At 68.8% G+C, this 17,654-nt stretch carries 11 protein-coding genes; 7 read left to right on the forward strand and 4 right to left on the reverse strand.

Annotated elements, in window-relative coordinates:
* Both P3102_RS22440 and P3102_RS22445 read right to left on the reverse strand, forming a co-directional pair.
* Entirely contained in the window at positions 1 to 1,527 is a 1,527-nt protein-coding gene (locus P3102_RS22440; protein WP_276361486.1) for an amidase, read from the reverse strand.
* Positions 1,524 to 8,795, reverse strand: coding sequence for a non-ribosomal peptide synthetase (locus P3102_RS22445; RefSeq protein WP_276361487.1), 7,272 nt, complete (start codon positions 8,793 to 8,795; stop codon positions 1,524 to 1,526). The genes P3102_RS22440 and P3102_RS22445 overlap by 4 nt, the downstream gene beginning before the upstream one ends.
* 177 nt (positions 8,796 to 8,972) lie before the next feature.
* Between P3102_RS22445 and P3102_RS22450 the strand changes: the two genes are divergently transcribed.
* From P3102_RS22450 to P3102_RS22470, 5 genes are all read left to right on the forward strand, one after another.
* Positions 8,973 to 10,220: an MFS transporter gene (locus P3102_RS22450; RefSeq protein WP_276361489.1), complete on the forward strand. Its 1,248-nt coding sequence runs from the start codon at positions 8,973 to 8,975 to the stop codon at positions 10,218 to 10,220.
* Between the two features lie 358 nt (positions 10,221 to 10,578).
* Positions 10,579 to 11,805 (forward strand): helix-turn-helix domain-containing protein, encoded by a 1,227-nt coding sequence (locus P3102_RS22455; protein ID WP_276361491.1) that lies wholly within the window; start codon positions 10,579 to 10,581, stop codon positions 11,803 to 11,805.
* Between the two features lie 828 nt (positions 11,806 to 12,633).
* Positions 12,634 to 13,029: a hypothetical protein gene (locus P3102_RS22460; RefSeq protein WP_276361492.1), complete on the forward strand. Its 396-nt coding sequence runs from the start codon at positions 12,634 to 12,636 to the stop codon at positions 13,027 to 13,029.
* Positions 13,030 to 13,172: 143 nt separating this feature from the next.
* Complete coding sequence (locus P3102_RS22465; protein ID WP_276361494.1) at positions 13,173 to 14,297, forward strand: protein-L-isoaspartate(D-aspartate) O-methyltransferase; 1,125 nt, start codon at positions 13,173 to 13,175, stop codon at positions 14,295 to 14,297.
* Between the two features lie 409 nt (positions 14,298 to 14,706).
* On the forward strand, positions 14,707 to 15,510 hold the full coding sequence (locus P3102_RS22470; protein ID WP_276361495.1) for a serine protease: 804 nt from the start codon (positions 14,707 to 14,709) through the stop codon (positions 15,508 to 15,510).
* A gap of 54 nt (positions 15,511 to 15,564) precedes the next feature.
* Here P3102_RS22470 and P3102_RS22475 read toward each other — a convergent pair whose 3' ends face one another.
* Both P3102_RS22475 and P3102_RS22480 read right to left on the reverse strand, forming a co-directional pair.
* Positions 15,565 to 15,774: a hypothetical protein gene (locus P3102_RS22475; RefSeq protein ID WP_276361497.1), complete on the reverse strand. Its 210-nt coding sequence runs from the start codon at positions 15,772 to 15,774 to the stop codon at positions 15,565 to 15,567.
* 210 nt (positions 15,775 to 15,984) lie between these two features.
* Positions 15,985 to 16,368 (reverse strand): hypothetical protein, encoded by a 384-nt coding sequence (locus P3102_RS22480; protein WP_276361499.1) that lies wholly within the window; start codon positions 16,366 to 16,368, stop codon positions 15,985 to 15,987.
* A 409-nt stretch (positions 16,369 to 16,777) separates the two neighbouring features.
* On the opposite strand from P3102_RS22480, the gene P3102_RS22485 reads away from it, so the two are divergent.
* Together P3102_RS22485 and P3102_RS22490 are read left to right on the forward strand one after the other, a co-directional pair.
* Entirely contained in the window at positions 16,778 to 17,107 is a 330-nt protein-coding gene (locus P3102_RS22485) for a hypothetical protein (RefSeq protein WP_276361500.1), read from the forward strand.
* Positions 17,104 to 17,613 carry a hypothetical protein gene (locus P3102_RS22490; RefSeq protein WP_276361502.1) on the forward strand — a complete coding sequence of 170 codons (510 nt, stop codon included), beginning with the start codon at positions 17,104 to 17,106 and terminating at the stop codon, positions 17,611 to 17,613. Before P3102_RS22485 ends, P3102_RS22490 begins: the two co-directional genes overlap by 4 nt.
* Positions 17,614 to 17,654 lie beyond the last annotated feature (41 nt).

Below are 17,654 nucleotides of genomic sequence, written 5' to 3' on the forward strand. Positions count from 1 at the left end.
TCAGCTCGTCGGCAGGAACTCCGGTGGCCGTCGCGCCCGGGTGGCCTGCTCGAACGCGTAGGCCAGCGCCAGGACGGTCGGCTCGCTGTACCGGCCCGCCATGATCGAGAGGCCGACCGGCAGCGGACCGACGAACGCCATGGGGACGGTCACGTTCGCGTAGCCGGACACCGCGGCGGGTGTGGACGAGCCGAACGGGTAGGCGTCGCCCTTGCCCAGCGTGGTCCGCCACGCCGGCCCGTTCGTCGGCGCCACGATCGCGTCCAGCCGATGCGCGGCGAGCGTGTCGTCCAGCCCGCGCCGCGCCGCTCCGGTCGCTTCCGCACGCAGGCGCAAATACTCCGGATCGGTCAGATCACCGCTCGTGGCCTGGGCTTCTTCGAACAGCTCCTGTCCGAAGTGGCCCATCTCGGTGTCCGCGTTGGACTGGTTGAACTCGATCAGTCCCGCCAGATCCGCGGGATGATCGCCGGGGGTCGCCGCCAGATACTCGTTGATGCCGTGCTTGAACTCGTACAGCATCGACGGCAGCTCGGAGCGGCCCACCACGTCCAGGCCCGGGATGCTCACCTCGACCGGGATCGCGCCGAGGGACGCCAGCCGCTCCACGGCGCGGGTGAACACCGCCACGGTTTCCGGGCTGGTGCCACCGGTCGCGTCCCAGACACCGATCCTCTTGCCTCGCAACGCGTCGGGATCCAGGAAGCGCAGATAGTCCGATCGGACCGGACCGCCGTCGGTGGCCGGGTCGCGGGCGTCCGCACCGTTGAGCACCCCCAGCAGGACGGCGGCGTCGGTCACCGTGCGGGCCAGGGGCCCCGCGGTGTCCTGCACCCCGGAGATCGGCACCAGGCCATGACGGCTCACCAGGCCGATACTCGGTTTGACGCCGACGACCCCGTTCGCGCCCGCCGCGGAGACGATCGAGCCGTTGGTCTCCGTTCCCACCGCGACGGTGGCCAGGTTCGCGGCGATCGCCGCGCTGGAACCGCTCGACGAGCCGCAGGTGTTGCGGTCCAGCACGTAGGGGTTGGCGGTCTGCCCGCCGACCGCGCTCCAGCCACTGGACGAGCGGCGGTCGCGGAAGTTCGCCCACTCCGAGAGGTTCGTCTTGCCGAGGATCACCGCCCCGGCCGCCCGCAGCAGCTTGACCAAATGGGCGTCGGCGGCCGGGCGTGCCCCGGCCAGCGCGAACGAACCCGCCGTGGTCCGCTGCCGGTCCGCGGTGTCGATGTTGTCCTTCAGCAGCACCGGGATGCCGTCCAGGAGACCACGCGCCCGGCCAGCTTCGCGGCGCTCGTCACTCGCCGCCGCGAGGTTCGGCGCGTCCGGGTTGGTCGTGATGACCGAACACAACCGCGGGTCGAGCCGGCGGATGCGGTCGAGGTAGAACGCCGTCAGCTCCGCCGAGGTCAGCCGACCGGCGTCCATCGCGCGCCGCAGGTCCGGGATCGTGGCCTGTTCGAGGTCGATCCCCGCGAGCGTGGGCGGTTCGACCGGAGCGGGCGCGGAAGGGTGCGCGTTCACGGGGACGCCTCCTCGGTGGCCTCCATCAGCGTGGTCAGCAACCCGGCCAGGCCGGACACGTGCGGCGGGCGCAGCACTCCCATGTGGTCGCCGCCGACACGGTGGATCTTGAGCCCGCCCGGCGCCAGCTTGACCCAGCGGTCCCGGTACTGCGCGTAGCTCTGCCCGAAGTTGGTCTCGTGCAGGCCGTCGGCCAGCTCGTCGCCGACCAGCAGATGGGTCCGGCCGGGGTACGGGCGCTGGCGGTAGCCGAGCATCGCCTGGGTCAGCTCTCGCCAGACCCGGATCCGGCGCGGCCAGAACGGGTCACCCGGCACCGGTGGTTCCTTCGTGCCCTCGTCGATGATGTAGTCCAGTACCTCGGCGAACTGGCGCCGGATCTCGGCGAGTTCGTCGGGATCGGTCGTGGAGTTCAGTTCCTCCAGGAGTTTCTCGCCACGGACGAACATGGCGGTCTCCTCCCACATGTTCTCCCGCTTGTAGAAGTCCTGTGCCGGGTCGAGCAGCATCAGCGTGAGACGGTCGCCGTCGCGATGCAGGATGCGGGCCATCTCACCGGTGACCAGTCCCCCGCCACACCAGCCGAGCAGGTGATAAGGACCCTCCGGGCACACCGCGCGGATCTGCTCCACGAACAACGCGGCCACACTCGCGATGCTCTGCGGCGACGGCGTGTCCCGGTGCAGGCCGGGCCATTCCAGCGCGGCGACCGGACGATCGACGCTCATGTGCTCGGCCAGCCGCACGTACCAGAGGCCACCACCCGGGTACATGCAGAACAACGGTGGTTTCGTACCGGTGCGGCGCAGCCATACGACGGCGTCCCGCGCCCAGGACGCGGCCGATTCCATCGCCGCCGCCTCGGTGGGCGGGAACCCGCCTTCGCTGGCCGGGTCCACCGCCGCGGCCAGGTCGATCACCGTGCGGTGCTCGTAGAAGTCCCGCAGCTCGACCGGGAGGCCGTGCTCCTCGCGGAGTTCGACCAGCACCCGGATGATCAGCAGCGAGTGCAGGCCCAGATCACTGAACGGGACGTCCACCCCCACGCGGTCGATGCCGAGCCCCTTGGCCAGCGCGGTGGCGATGATGTTCTCCACCGCGGTCCGCGGCGCCAGCGCGGCACGTGCGGTGGCCGTCGGTTCGGGCAGGGCCTTGGTGTCGAGCTTGCCGCTCGGGGTGGTGGGCAGTTCGGCCAGCACCACCCACGCGGACGGGATCAGGTAGTCCGGTACGGCACCGGCCAGCAGACCGGGCAGCCCGGACGGATCGAGTCCGTCGTGGGCGGGTACGAGGTACGCGACCAGTTCTTGGTCGCCGCGGGCGGTCCGGCGGGCACGCACGGCCACGTCGCGCAGCTCGGCGTGTGCTCGCAGCACCGCTTCCACCTCCCCCGGCTCGACGCGGTAGCCGCGGATCTTCACCTGGTCGTCGGCCCGCCCGGCGAATTCCAGCACCCCGTCGGGCCGATAGCGGGCCAGGTCGCCGGTGCGGTACAGCCGGCGGCCGTCGGCATAGGGGTCCGGCACGAACCGGTCGGCGGTCAGGCCGGGGCGGCCGCGGTAGCCGCGGGCGAGCTGGGCGCCGCCGATGTACAGCTCGCCGAGCACGCCGACCGGGACCGGCTCGAGGTCGGCGTCCAGCACGCGCAGCACGGTGTTCGGGCCAGGCCTGCCGATCGGCACCGGCCCCGCGTCGAGCTCCCCGATCCCGCTCACGTGCGAAGTGCAGCCGACGGTGGCCTCGGTCGGTCCGTACTCGTTGTCCACCAGGACGTCCGGGGCGTGCCGGATCCAGGCGGTGAGCATGTCCCTGGTCAGTTCTTCACCGCCCACGACGAGCCGGGACGCCGCGCCGGCGAACGCCTCGGCGGGCAGCATCTGGGTGAGCGCCACGAGATGCGACGGCGTGAGCTTGACCAGATCGAAGCCGCCTCCGGACAGCACCGAGACCAGCGCCTCGATCGCCGGTGTGTCGTCGTCGGGGGTGAGGGTGACCGTCCCGCCGGACAGCAGCGCCGGGAACAGCGAGGTCGCCGGCAGGTCGAAAGCCATCGAGGAGTACAGCGGCGAGTCCGCCGAACCGGCTGTACCGGCACGCCAGCACAGGTAGTTGACCAGATTGCGATGCTCGACCATGACTCCCTTCGGAGTCCCCGTCGAGCCGGACGTGTAGATGACATAGGCGAGCGTCGACGGCGTCGCGGTCCGGCCCAGATCGTCGTCCGGCTGGGCCGCGACGGCCGGGTCTGCGGCCAGGACCGCCGCGGTGCCGGGCACTCGGCCGGTCAGCGCGGATTCGGTGACCACCGTGGTCGCGCCCGCCTCGGCCAGCACCGTGGCCAGCCGTTTCGCCGGGTGTCCCGGGTCGAGCGGCAGATAGGCCGCGCCGGATTTGAGCACCGCCAGCAACGCGGTGACCAGCTCCGGACCGCGGCGCAGCAGCACGCCGACGACCGTTTCCGGGCTCGCGCCCCGCTCGCGCAGGTGACGTGCCAGCTTGTTCGCGCGAGCGTTGAGCTCGGCGTAGGTGACCGTCGTTCCGTCCGCGCAGCGCAGCGCGGTCGCGTCCGGGGTGCGCGCGGCCTGGCGCTCGAACAGCTCGTGCACGCACGCGTCCGGGTATTCGGCGACCGGCCCGTCCGCGAACGACATCAACCGGTCGATCTCGGCCGGGGCGATCGCGGCGCCGCGGACCTCGCCGTCCGGATCGGCGGCCATGGCCTCGAGCACCCGCCGGTACATCGCGGCGAGGGCGGGCACGTGGTCCGGAGCGATCCGGTCCGCCTGTGCCCGGAAGTGCAGAACGCCGGGGAAGCTCCACACGTCCACGCCGAACCCGTTGTAGCTCTCGTCCACGATCTTCGCCGTCTCCACCCGCTGGGTGTCGAAGACGTGGAAGTCCAGGTAGGCGAACGAGATGTCCACCAGCGGACGACCTGCCCCCCAGAGCCGCTGCAACTCGCCGAGCGGGAACCGCCGGTGCGGCCAGACCGCCACCTCCTCGGCGAACACCTGCCGGACGAGGCCGGCCCAGGTCCTGGCGGTCAGGTCGACGCACACCGGCAGCGGGTTGAGATGCATCCCCCTGGCGAGTTCACCGCCGGGTTCCTCCAGTCTGCCGTTGTGCACCAGCCCGGTGTGGAACCGGTTCGATCCGCTGATCGTGCTCAGCACCTTGAGGTGCGCGGCGAACAGCACGGTCTTCAGCGAGGCGCCCGCCACCGCGGCCAGCGCACGCAATCGGGGTTCCAGGTCGGCGTAGCGCACGCTGACCTGATGGGGCAGGCCGTCCGCGCTCGGCGCCGCCGCCCACCCGGGCGGCAGGGTGACCGGGTCGTAACGGTCCAGCCGCTCGCGCCAGAACTCCCTGTCCACAGTGGACTCCAGGGAACGTTTCTCGTGCGCGATGAAGTCGGCGAACCGTACCGGCGCCTGTTCGGGGAACGTCGGCGCGAGCCCGTCCCTGAGGCTGCGGTAAGTGTCCAGGAGCTCTTCGAGCAGTGAGTGGTGACTCCAGCCGTCGAGCACCGCGTGACACTCGATGAACGACAGCGTCCAGCGGCGCTCGGCGGTCTGATGCACGTGGAAACGCACCAGCGGCGCGCTCGTGACGTCGAGGGGACTGCGGCGGCTGTCGGCGACGAACGCCGCCAGTATCTCCTCCACCCGCGCCTCGGAGATCTCGCGCAGATCGTCGTGACCGACCTCCATCGGGGCGGTCCGGTGCACGAGCTGCATGGGCACCCGGTAGGTGGTCAGATCGAAGCTGGTGCGCAGGATCTCGTGCCGCCGCACCAGCAGCGCCGCCGCTTCCCGCAGCGCGGACAGCGAGAACGGCGCGTCGTCGACGATCGGGAACAGCGTGATGTTGTGGTAGAGGCTGACCTCCTTGTCCGCCACCATTTCGTAGACCATCGCGGTCTGGCCCATGGACATCGGATAGGCGTCGTCGAGGTCTTCCGGCAGCGCCTTCCGGTCGGCTTCCCCGACCAGCTCGAACGGGGCGACCCGCCGGTCCTCCACCGGGCCGGCCGCCGTCCCGGTGAACCGGGTCAGGCTCTCGACGGTCTGGTGCAGCAGCAGATCCTGCACGGTCACCGGAAGACCTCGCTTGCGCAGCAGCCCCACGACCTGGATGGCCCGGATGGAGTCACCGCCCAGTGCGAAGAAGTTGTCGTGCACCCCGACCGAGCCGACGCCGAGCGCGGTACCCCAGACTTCGGCCATGGCTCGCTCCGCGGGGTCGCGGGGCGCGACCGGACCGACGGGTGTCGCGTGGTCCACCGCCGGTTCGGGCAAGGCGGCACGGTCGATTTTCCCGTTGGCGGTCAACGGAAAGCGGTCCAGCGGCACGAACGCCGCGGGCACCATGTAGGCAGGCAGCAGCCCGCTGAGATGGTCACGCAGGTCCGCCGCGGCGAGCCGATGACCGGCGACCGGCACGGCATAGGCGACGAGGCGGTGCTCCGCTTCTCCCGGACGGCGGCGGGCGAGCACCACGGCGCGAGAGACCGACGGGTGGCCCGCGAGCGCCGACTCGACCTCGCCCGGTTCGATCCGATGGCCGCGGATCTTCACCTGGTCGTCGGCCCTGCCCGCGAACTCCAGGTCGCCGTCGGGAGTGCGGCGGGCGAGGTCACCGGTGCGGTACATCCGGGCACCCGGACGCGGCGCGTACGGATCGGGACCGAACCGGTCCGCCGTCAGTGCCGGATGGCCGAGGTAACCGAGCGCGAGGCCCGGCCCGGACACGTAGAGCTCGCCGCGCACCCCGATCGGCACCGGCTCGAGGTTGCCGTCGAGCAGGTACACGCGCAGGTCGGGCAGCGGCCTGCCGAGGGGACTGCGCGGGCCCGCCGTGCTGTCCTCGGCACGCAGCCTGCGGTAGGTCACGTGCACCGTCGTCTCGGTGATCCCGTACATGTTGACCAGGGCGGGCCGCTCGTCACCGAAGCGGGCGAACCACGGCGCCACGTCGGCCACGTCGAGGGCCTCGCCACCGAACACCACGGCCCGCAACGCCAGCGACTCCGGCGGGGTCTCCGCCTCGGTGACCGCGTCGACGAGCCGCCGGAAGGCCGACGGGGTCTGGTTCAGCACGGTGACGCCCTCGGTGCTCAGCAGGTCGAGGAAGTCCCAGGGGGAACGGGAGATCTCGAACGGCACGACGACGGCCCGCCCGCCGTGCAGCAACGCGCCCCACAGCTCCCACACCGAGAAGTCGAAAGCGTAGGAGTGGAACAAGGTCCAGACGTCGGACGGGCCGAAGGCGAAATCGGCGGCGCACGACCGTAGCAGCCGCAGGACGTTCGCGTGAGTGACCGGAACGCCCTTCGGCCGTCCGGTGGATCCGGACGTGTAGATCACGTACGCCACGTCCCCCGGTCCCGCCAAGGAGCCCAGGTCCGTCTCCGGCCAGTCGCCGGGCTGGTCGAGCAGCACCGCGGTGACCGGCTCGTCCGTGAGCCATCCGGCCGGCTCACCGCGGCTGACCACGATGCCGACCTCGGCGTCGGCCCGCATCATCGCCAGCCGCCCGGCGGGCAGGGACGGGTCCAAGGGTACGTAGCCGGCACCGGATTTCAGCACACCCAGCAGGGCGACCACGAGGTCGAGCCCCCGGTCGAGGGAGACGCCGACCAGCCGTCCCGGCGCCGACCCGAGCGAGCGGAGCCGGTGGGCAAGCCGGTTGGCCCGCGCGTCGAGCTCGGCGTAGGTCAGCCGTGCGCCGTCACAGCTCACGGCGACGGCGGCGGGGTTTTCGGCGAGCCGGGCCGCGAACACCTCGGTCAGGCTTTCGTCCGCGGGGAAGGTCGTAGCCGGGCCGTTCCCGGCGGCCAGCAACCCCTCGCGCTCTTCGTCGGTCAGCATGGCGAGACCGTGGACGCGGCCCGTCGGCTCGGCGGCGATGCTCTCCAGCAGGCGCACGAAGTGACCGGACATGCGGCGAGCCGTCGAGGAGTCGAACAGGGCCGTGGCGTACCCCAGGCGCCCGGTGATCGAACCGTCGGGCCGGGTGGCGAGCGTGAGGTCCAGATCGTATTTCGCCACGTCCCAGCCCGGGGATTCCGGTTCGGCACCGAGGCCGGGCAGCCGCTGTGGCACGCCCTCGTCACCGAGCTGGAACACCACCTGGAACAGCGGGGTGCGGGACGGGTCGCGCTCCCCCACGAGTTCGTCGACCACCAGGTCGAAGGGCGTGTCCTGATGGGTGTAGGCGTCGAGCGCGGTCGCCCGCACCCGCGACAGCAACTCGGTGAAGGACAGGTCCGCGGACAGGTCGGCGCGCTGGGCGATCATGTTGACGAACATCCCGACCAGACCTTCGGTCCGGTCCTGCGCACGTCCGGCGACCGGGCTGCCGACGACCACGTCGGGCTGCCCGCTGTAGCGGCCGAGCAGCACCTGGAACGCCGCCAGCAGCACCATGTACGGCGTCGCGCCGTGTTCTCGGCCGAGGCGGGTCAGGGCTTCGGCCAGCGGGCCGGGCACGAAGACCGGCACGGTGGCGCCCGCGCTGTCGCGGACCGGGCCCCGCGGCCGGTCGACAGGCAGTTCGAGCGGGCTGCTCCCGTCCAGCTGCTTGCGCCAGTACTCGATCTTCTCGGTGAGCCGACCGCCGTTGAGGCGATCCCGCTGCCATACGGCGAAGTCGCCGTACTGCACGGCGAGCGGTTCGAGCGGAGACGGCCGTCCGGCGGCGAACGCCGCGTACAGTCTGTCCAATTCGGACAGAAGAATCGACTCCGAGACACCGTCCGACGCGATGTGGTGCACGGACAGGAGAAGCACGTGGTCCACATCGGACAACCGGACCAGCAAGGCACGCAGTGCCCATTCCGCGGACAGGTCGAGTGGGCGGGCACCGGCGTCGGCCAGCGCGCCTTCGAGTGACTCCGGCCGGTCCGCGAGGTCGAGCCGCTCGAAGGGCACCGGGCCCGGCTCGTCGACCACCTGCACGGGCTCGCCGCCGGGACCGTCGGCCAGGTACCGGGTCCGCAACACCTCGTGCCGGGCGACGACCTCGTCCAGGGCCCGGCGCAGCGCCGGCTCGTTCACCTCTCCGCGCAGCCGCAGCCGCACCGGCATCAGGTAGTCGGCGCCGCCCGGTCCGGTCTGGTCGAGCAACCACAACCCGCGCTGCGCGAACGACAGCGGCAGCGGCCTGTCCCGGGGCACCGGGACGATCCCGCCGCCCGCCTCCGGAGTGCCGGAACCTCGCAGCCGTCGCCGCAGCAATTCGGCACGGGGGTTGCCTCGGGTGTCCATGAGCCGCCTTCCTGTCCTGCCACCAAAGACCGGGAGCCAGGGATGATCGGTCGAGGATGCCCGGCCGCCGCGGGCTCGCGGCAGGGTGAAGGTGGCGCGCGTTCACGCAGCCGATCGCGCGCCGGAGTACCGATCCTTCTCTGTGCGGGCACGCCGGTGGCGGTAAGCATCGGGTGCATGGATGCCCAGACGCCGCCGCTGCGCCGAAACCGCGACTTCGTGCTGCTGTGGACCGGATCGGCGGTGTCGATCCTGGGCTCGAACGTGTCCAACGTGGCCTACCCGCTGCTGGTACTCGCCTTGACCGGCTCGGCGGCCGACGCCGGCCTCACCGGATTCGTCTCACTGCTGCCGCAATTGCTCTTCCAGCTGCCCGCGGGCGCACTGGTCGACCGGTTCGATCGCAGGCGGACGATGATCTACTGCGATCTCCTGTGCGGCCTGGCGCTGAGCACCGTCGTGGTGGCACTGCTGTTCGGACGGCTGACCCTGCCGCACATCCTCGTGGTCGGTTTCCTCGAAGGCACTTTCGCGGTGTGCTATCGCCTGGCCGCCGCTGCCGCCGTGCCCAACGTGGTCGACCCGTCCCAGGTCGCCCAGGCGCTGGCCCACAACGAAGCCCGCCGCCGGGGCGCGGCCATGCTGGGCAAGCCGCTCGGCGGGATGCTGTTCGGCCTCAGCCGCGCGGCGCCGTTCGTGTTCGACATCGCCAGCTACCTGGTTTCCGTGCTGACCCTCGCGCTGATCCGCAAGGATTTCCAGGTCCGGCGCGACACCCCGAACCGGCGCCCGCGGGGAGCCGAGTTCACCGAGGGCGCGGTCTGGTTGTGGCGGCAGCCGTTCCTCCGGACGACCACGTTCCTGATCGCCGGCAGCAACCTGTTGTTCCAGGCACTGTTCCTGACCGTGATCGTGATCGCCACCGACCACGGCGCGTCACCGTCGATCATCGGTGTCATGCTCGGCATCATCGCGGTCGGCGGGGTACTCGGCTCGCTACTCGCACCCGCGGCGGCCAGACGGCTGTCACTGAAGACGGTCGTGATCGGGGCGAACTGGGTCTGGCTCCTGCTGGTGCCGCTGCTGGCACTGGTGACGGAACCGCTCCTGCTCGGCGCGGTGTTCGCGGCGATGGCCTTCGTCGGTCCACTGTGGAACGTGGCGATCTCGGCCTACCAGCTCGAAATCACCCCGGACCACATCCAGGGCCGGGTGCTCGCCGCCGCGGGCATGATCGCCTTCGGGGCCGTCCCGCTCGGCTCGCTGATCGGCGGCGTCCTGCTGAGCAAGGCCGGCGCCACCACGACGGTGTGGCTGTTCACCCTGTGGATGGCGGCGCTGGCGCTGACCACCGTGATCAGCCCGGCCGTCCGGTCGGCGCCGAAGCTGGTGGACACCCCTTTGGCCGCGCCGACGAAACGGTGACGCGCTGAAGGCAGGGAAGGCACTTCGGCAGGGCGAGGTTCGGCTTTCGTCGATTGTGCCGGCGCGCCCAGTACATGAAGGCCCCCTTCCTTGCGCTAGACGCAAGGAAAGTCAACTTCGGACTTACGCAGTGAAGCAGCCAAGTACGGTTTTCGCTGGTCAACGGGGTGTAGCCGCGCAGACTTCGCCGGGCAACACCACTGTCTCGCTACAGCTAGTAGCGCCTAGTGCCCGTATAGATACAGTGCGTCGTAGTGTGCGGTGGACTCAAAGGCCCGTCCGCTAGTCTTGTGGCGGACCTCTCAATGAGAGGTCCGCAGGTGGAAGGGCAGTTGCCGCGAACAAGGATGGTCCCGAGATGGCCGACGACTTGCCAGCTGACGCACCCGTCGGTGCGCGAATCCGGTACTACCGCGACAAGCGAGGCATGTCTCGCCCAGTACTTGGCGGCCTGGTGGGCAAGGGGCCCGACTGGGTTAAGGCGGTGGAATCAGGGCGCCTTCAGACACCACGGCTGCCCATGCTGCTCAGGATTGCGCAGGCGTTGGAGCTCAATGACCTCGCCACGTTGACCGGCAACGGAGATGCTGTCCCCGTTGCACTCTATGCGGGCCCGCGACACTCGGCGCTTTCCGATGTTCAAGCTGCGCTGACTGAGTATCGAGTGTCTCTGAAAGCCGAAGCGCCCTCCGTGTCACACCTCATGGAACGGCTCCGCTCTGCGTGGCTAGTGCGTCACTCCTCATCGGATCATCGAACGCAACTGGGTGCACTCCTGCCAGGCTTGATTCGAGATGCGCAAGTTGCCGCTCGGGTGCTACGGGACGGTGAGCGTCGCGAGGCGCGACGGTGCCTAGCAGGCGTGTACCAGCTTGCGGATTTTTACGTGGCTTACCAACCAGCGCCCGAACTGGTTTGGATGGTTGCTGATCGCGCGCTCACCGAGGCGCAAGAAGCCGACGATCCCTATTTAATCGGAGCCGGAGCATGGGCGATGGTCCAGGCTCTGCGAGACGCTGGGCGATGGGACGAGGCCATCGACCTAGCGACTGATGCCCGAAACTCTCTTGCGCAGCACCTTGAAACTGCCCCCGACAACTGGCGAGGCATGGTAGGAGCACTAGATGCCGAACTCGCATACGTACACGCCCGGCGTGGTCGTCACGGACTGGCATGGGGCCATTGGGAAGAAGCCGAACGAGTAGCACGACAGCTCGGCCCTGACTACCGGCACACCCAAACTAGTTTCTCTTTAAGTGTCATGTCAGCACATGCCGTTACGCTAGGCGTTGAGTTGCGGCGCAATGGTGAAGCATTGCGAGCAGCTAACACCTTCGATCCGACCACGATTCCTTCCCTTGCCCGACGTGGTCGACACCTAATCGAGGTGGCGCGCGCGTATGCGCTCGAAGGGGACGGCGATGCTGTCTTCAAGCTCCTTGAGCGGTCGCAGGCAGTAGCGTCCGAGACGATCAGCTACAACGGATTCGCCCGCGACATGCTGATTAACTTGAGGAAGAAGCCTCCCGTCGGACGAGCAGCTGAAGTTCGCCGACTGTGCAACCGAGTCGGGCTGGCCGCATAGACCAATCGAGTGAGGGTACAAACTGTACCTCTCGCAGCCCTCGATCGCCCTTACGTTTTCGCGTGTGACAGCACGCGATGGCGCCCACCCTGTCAAAGCCTGGGTGACTAGTAAGTGCCGTTGGCGACTTCATGCCCGGACACGCAAAGATCCCGCCCGATCCGTGCTGTCACGCTTTCGTGTTGCTCGCTTGAGCTGTATCCGCGAGCCGGTGTGAGGGGCGATGATGGACAGCGCAAGGGTGAACTTGGGTGGCCTTCTCTGTGGCCTGTTAGTGGCGTTGTTCGCCTTGGGGTATGCCTGGTGGCTGACCTGGGACAAGTTCTTTCGATCTATCGGCAGGCACGCCAATCCCACCGAGTTCACGTCCTGGAAGACGCTGAAGGGGACCGTCGCTGATCGGGACCGGGCGGAGCGGAGAGAAGGTCGGCGCCGTTCGGGCGACGTTCGTCCTCGTCGGCCGGTTGATGCGGATACAGCGGTGTTCCCGCGCGTTGAGGCGTTGCCGAAGGTCCCGCGCGAGGTGCACCGGGCACCTGTCGATCCGTCGTTCCTGGATGACGTGACGCGGCCTGACCTGCCCGTCGTGGACGCTGAGCCGCCGACGAAGCCGAGTTACGAGCTGCCGCCCGGCTCGGTGTTGAGCGTCGGGAACCTACCGGAGGAGCCGCCTCCGCGGTTCACCCAGATAACGGCGAGGAAGGTCTTGCCGTGTAGCGCCGGTGACCGAGGGCTCGCAGTTCGTTTGCCTAGGCAGTCGTCTTCGCGCGAAGCACAGCGACCCGGAAACGAGAACTTCGAGCGGACTGCGAGGTGAGGGCGCTGTCTGTGGACGAACTCTTGGGTGAACTGGCGCGCCGGAGGTGGACGGTATATCTGTTCGGGCCGAAAGGGGCGCCGGAGTTGATCGCTGCGACGTTTCAGTGGCCGACGTGTGCGGATGTGCTGATTCTCCGGAGTCAGGACCGCGCAACCGCCTACCGCGTTCCCACGTCGGACGACACCGATGTGTTCATGCCCGAGATCGTGTTCTGGCAGTACCACAGTGACCCGGAGTGGACGCTTCGGGCGGTCCTGACCATCGGAGCACCCGGTCATTTCGACGCGCCTCTGGCGATTCTCCAGCCACACCCACTGTGCCGAATCCCCGTCGCGAAGCGACGGCCGGTCACGATCCGCCCGGCCGGACTCGTCCCCAGCCCCGCACCACGGCAGGTGCGGTGACAATGAAAACAGCATCAGGAGGTCATCATGGTCCAGCAAGTCCCTGCCCCGAGTGGACGTCACGACAGGGGCGACGACGACTCGCAGACCGACCACACCAACCAGGGCTCGGACGGTCACACCACGGAGAGCGGGGACGACAGGTGACGAATGCCGCCAGAACCCCTGCGGATTTGGTGGCGGAGCTGGACCGGTCCGGCGAACTGCCCGCCGGTCTCGGCCCGCTCCTGACGGCGGTCCCCCGCGAGGACTTCATTCCGGCGCGGGTGTGGGTGAAGCGGCGGCCGGTCGACCGGTCGGCCGACCCCGTTGACTGGATGAACGCCGTGTACTCGGACACCGCCATCGTGACCCAGTACGACGACGGCCGCATCGAGTGGCCGGACGTCGGGGACTATCCGACATGCTCTGCCTCGCAACCGTCCGTCGTGGCGAAGATGCTCAAGGAACTGCGCGTCGAGGAAGGTCACTCGGTGCTGGAGATCGGCGCGGGGACCGGGTTCAACGCCGCCCTTCTTCGCCAGATCGTCGGCTCCTCCGGGCGAGTGACGACGATGGAGGTTGACCGGGATCTGGCTACGTGGGCCGAGGGTTCTCTTCTCGCGTCCGACTGTGGCGATGTCTCGTTGATCCCGCAGGACGCCACGTTCGGCTGGGAGAAGAACGCCCCTTACGATCGGATTATCGCGACTGCGGCTGTCCATCTCGGGCGGGTTCCTTACGCCTGGGTGGAGCAGACCACGCCCGGCGGTTTCATCCTCGCTCCCGTCCGGACGGACATGACCGGTGGACCGCTCGTCCGGTTCACGGTGCACGGCGACGGGACCGCAACCGGGAGGACCCTCCCGATGGGTGTGGTGTTCATGGAGTCGAGGTCCCAGCGGTCACCGGATGTGCCGGACCATCTCCCGGAATGGGACCACGGCCCGGTCATCGAGTCCGAGGCCGCCATCCTTCCGTGGTCGCTCCTCGATGATCCGTCGGCACGCTGGGCGCTGGCGGTCGCGATGCCCGGATGCCGGGCGGGTGTCCAGGACCCCGATCCCCGAGGTACGCGCCAGGTGTGGTTCCGCGATCCGGTCACTCACTCCTGGGCCTCGGTGCGGGAGGTCCGCATGGGCGAGTGCACAGTCCGCCAGAGTGGCGTCCGCCGGCTGTGGGACGAGGCTCAAGCCGCCTACCGCTGGTGGCGTTCCAAAGGTGACCCCCACATCACCACGTGGACGTGGACCATCACGCCGGACAACCAGAGCATCACCCTGCCGTAAGTCGTGTCAGGGCAAGGGCACCGTGATCGGCTTGCCCTGTCCAGGGAAGCGCGTCGCGCCCCCTTCGTCTGCGACCCGCCACACGTTTTGAATGGGCCATCAACAGGACTCGCCGTCGTTGGGTCGATTACCTGCAAGGAAGGGGAAGACGCCTTTTCGGAGGTTGGTGATGAGCTCTCGGCCGCTGCGTCTGTGTAGCCCCCCGCCAGGCGCGGCGGCCGAGGTCCAACCCCGTCGTCATGTAGGGACGGCGGTTGCTCGGGGGCGGCCTGACTCCCCGCCCCCGAGCCTTAACTCACTGGGGAAAGTCTTCGTGCCTTGAGAAGAAGGGCGCGGGGTGTTGCTGGAACGATCAGAAAGAGGAATGTTGAGAAAGACGATTCTTGCGGTAACTGCGGCGGTTCTCGCCATGCCCGGCCTGGCCGGCGTCAGCCCGGCGACGGCGGCCGACGATGTTCAGCCGAACCTCGTCGGTGGCCGGGAAGCGACCGGGAACACCAGTTGGATGGCGTCGCTTCAGTCCGACGCCCCGGCGTACAACCGGTTCAACTTCCACGAGTGCGGCGCCACCGTGCTGTTCCCGAACTGGGTGGTGACCGGCGCCCAGTGCGTCACCGACATGCCCGGCGTACCCGACCGGGTTCCCGTCTCGGCGAAGAAGTTCAAGGTCCGGGTGGGGTCGAAGGACCGCACGCGCGGCGGGGAAACAGCGAAAGTCGTGAAGATCGTGGTACATCCGGGCTGGAAGTGGGGCGAAGGGGCACCCGGCAGCAAGGTCAGTGACGTCGCGATGCTCAAGCTCGACCACCCGGTCAGCGCGCAGCCGCTGCAACTGGCCGGGCAGGCCGCGCGTGCGGGCGACCGGATCAGGCTGTACGGCTGGGGTAGCGCCCAGCCGGACGGCGACCCCACGAACCTGCCGAAGAAGCTTCAGCAGCTCGACACAACCGTGCTCGGCGCGGCCGAGTGCGCCAAGGGCGACCAGTCCGAAGGCGAGATCTGCACGGACAACCCGCACGGCACCGATGGCCCCGGCCCTGGAGATAGCGGGAGTCCCGCCGTAGCGGTCGTGAACGGCGTTCCGCGGCTGGTCGGTGGATGCAGCCGCGCCGCCGGAGCCCGGTTGCCCGGCGTCTTCCCCACCATCTATACCAGCACGCCCGAGTTCCGGAAGTGGCTCTACGACACCGCGCGCGGTACCCCGGCCGCCTGACCGGTCGTGAAGTAAGCAGGGTGGGGCGCTGGCATCAACAGCGCCCCATTTTGCTCAACGAGGCGTCTCCGGTGGGTCGACGTCGCGTCGCCGCTGTTCCAGGTCGTTCAGAAGCTGGGCCAGGTCGGTGGTCATGGGGGTGCCTTCGCTGATGAGGGCGGCGAAGGCAGGGTGGGTGACGAGCCGGTATGGCTCGTCGGGCGGCAGCGTTGCAGGCGGCACGACGTTGACGAGCGGCAGCTCGTTCACACGCTCGTCGGTCACGTGTTCCTCCCCTTGAACCGCCTCGGCCGGATCGGCGGCCCGAGGCAGCGTCACGCGTTCGTGGGTCGTCTGGTCCCCGCCCGGCATGTTCGCCGGTCCAGACGGCCTTGCTGCTTGTGTTTGTTGTGGATTCAACCTACCCCACTGGCGCCTTCCACCTGCGGAAATAGCACAGAGGCGGACGCCTGGTGTGCGACTGGCGACAAGCTGTTAACACTGTCGGGCAGTCGCACGATAGGGATGCTGCTCGAAGCTCTCGACTATGGCGAGTAGGCGTTTCTGGTCGCAGTCGGGTAGCTCGCGGAACCGGTGGATGAGGTCGATTTCAGCCGCGCTGAAACTCTCGCCGGTGTCGAACTGGGCGTCTCGCACGAACGCTTGGCTGACCTCGTCCAGCGGGGCGCCGAGCGCTTGCTCGAAGCGCTCCATCACGTCGAGGCGTGGTACGCGTTGCTTCCGGCCCGTGGATGACGGTTTCAGGTAGTAACCGAGCGCGCCCTCGTTCAGTCCGGCGGCCCGTTCGATCTCTTTGATTGATCGGCCATTCGCGTAGCGCTGGACCAGGGCGGCTATGTGCGTGTGTGGTTCCGCCATGAGTGAGAGTCCTCTCGCGGCTTCCGTGCCGATGATGGGCGACCGAGGCCACTCGCCCGGTGACGCGAGTTGCCCGGACTGGCACGCCGGTGGTGATGATGTGTGGGACACCAAGCGTAGCCAAAGCTTCCTTAGAACTCGCTGTGCGCGACAGAGTACACGCGGCAACAAAACGACACTGACACGTCGAGCGCGAAGATCACTTGACGCGCTTGGGCTTTTTCGAGAAGCTGGCCTTTCTCGGGCGTCAGGCCCGAGCACCGCCATTCCGCGGGGCCGCTAGGGGGCGGCGCCGCCGGTCCGATGTGGTTTGCCCGCGTTGGACCGGCGGTGCTCGGGCTTGACTCTCGTTGCTACGCAATAGGGCTAGGGACTCCAGACCTTTGGTCCCATGAGGAGGCGGGGAAAGATGACGAGCGCGACGCCCACGACGGCGCGACGCAGCGTGCCGGGCAAGGCGGTGGAACTGACTGGGCTCTCCGCAGTGATTGACGCCCTGACCGAGGCGAAAGAGCGCGTGAAATTCTACGAACAGCTCTGTGATGATCTGGAGGCACCAGTCAAGGCGCGCATGGGCGACGCCGAAATCGGCTTGATCGACGGCGAGCCGGTGGTCAGCTACAAGTCCACCGTCCGGTCGGGACTATCGCAGAAACTCCTGAAAGAACGGTTCCCGCTGATCGCGCTGGCGTGCACGTCGAACGGCGTGGTCAGCACCTTCCGGCTCCTGGGCGTGTGAGCGCCGCCGCCGCGCGGGACGAGCACGCCAGTGCCGGCCAGGCCCAGCCCGGCGAATCGCCGCAGCCCGTTGCGGCGGCCCAGTTGGTGCCGCTGGCCGAGGCCATGCTCGACCACGCACGCCACGCAAGCGACGCCGCCAAGGCGGGCGACGCGGAGACCGTGAACGCGATTTCCGCCCTGTTGCTGGTCGAACCGAGGAATCAGTCCGCCGTGCTGGCGGTCGTGTCCGCGATTGTGGGCGACGCGATGGCAGATCCCTTCCGGGAGACCACCGCGAACCGCTGGCGAGGGTTGTTGCCCTCGTGGATCGCGCCGCCGCTGATCGGCGCGACGGTCAACCGGCTACGTGCCGCCGGGTTGCTCGTCGCGACAGGCCGATACGTTCGCTCAACAGACACAGCCGGACGCAACGGCAACAAGCTTCAGCCCGTCTACGCGCTGGACCTGGCCGCCCTGCCCCGTGAACCATTCCGGGACCAGGACGCGACCGGGGAACCCGCCTGATGATGGGTGCAGCTCGCCACGCAGACACCGAGGCCGCACGC

It is taken from the genome of Amycolatopsis sp. QT-25 (assembly GCF_029369745.1).
Taxonomy (GTDB): domain Bacteria; phylum Actinomycetota; class Actinomycetes; order Mycobacteriales; family Pseudonocardiaceae; genus Amycolatopsis.

Bases quoted from the DNA above. Each gene is read 5' to 3' on its own strand.
- P3102_RS22445 (WP_276361487.1), bottom strand. From the start codon at position 8,795: ATGGACACCCGAGGCAACCCCCGTGCCGAATTGCTGCGGCGACGGCTG.
- P3102_RS22450 (WP_276361489.1), top strand. From the start codon at position 8,973: ATGGATGCCCAGACGCCGCCGCTGCGCCGAAACCGCGACTTCGTGCTG.
- P3102_RS22455 (WP_276361491.1), top strand. From the start codon at position 10,579: ATGGCCGACGACTTGCCAGCTGACGCACCCGTCGGTGCGCGAATCCGG.
- P3102_RS22470 (WP_276361495.1), top strand. From the start codon at position 14,707: ATGCCCGGCCTGGCCGGCGTCAGCCCGGCGACGGCGGCCGACGATGTT.
- P3102_RS22480 (WP_276361499.1), bottom strand. From the start codon at position 16,368: ATGGCGGAACCACACACGCACATAGCCGCCCTGGTCCAGCGCTACGCG.
- P3102_RS22485 (WP_276361500.1), top strand. From the start codon at position 16,778: ATGACGAGCGCGACGCCCACGACGGCGCGACGCAGCGTGCCGGGCAAG.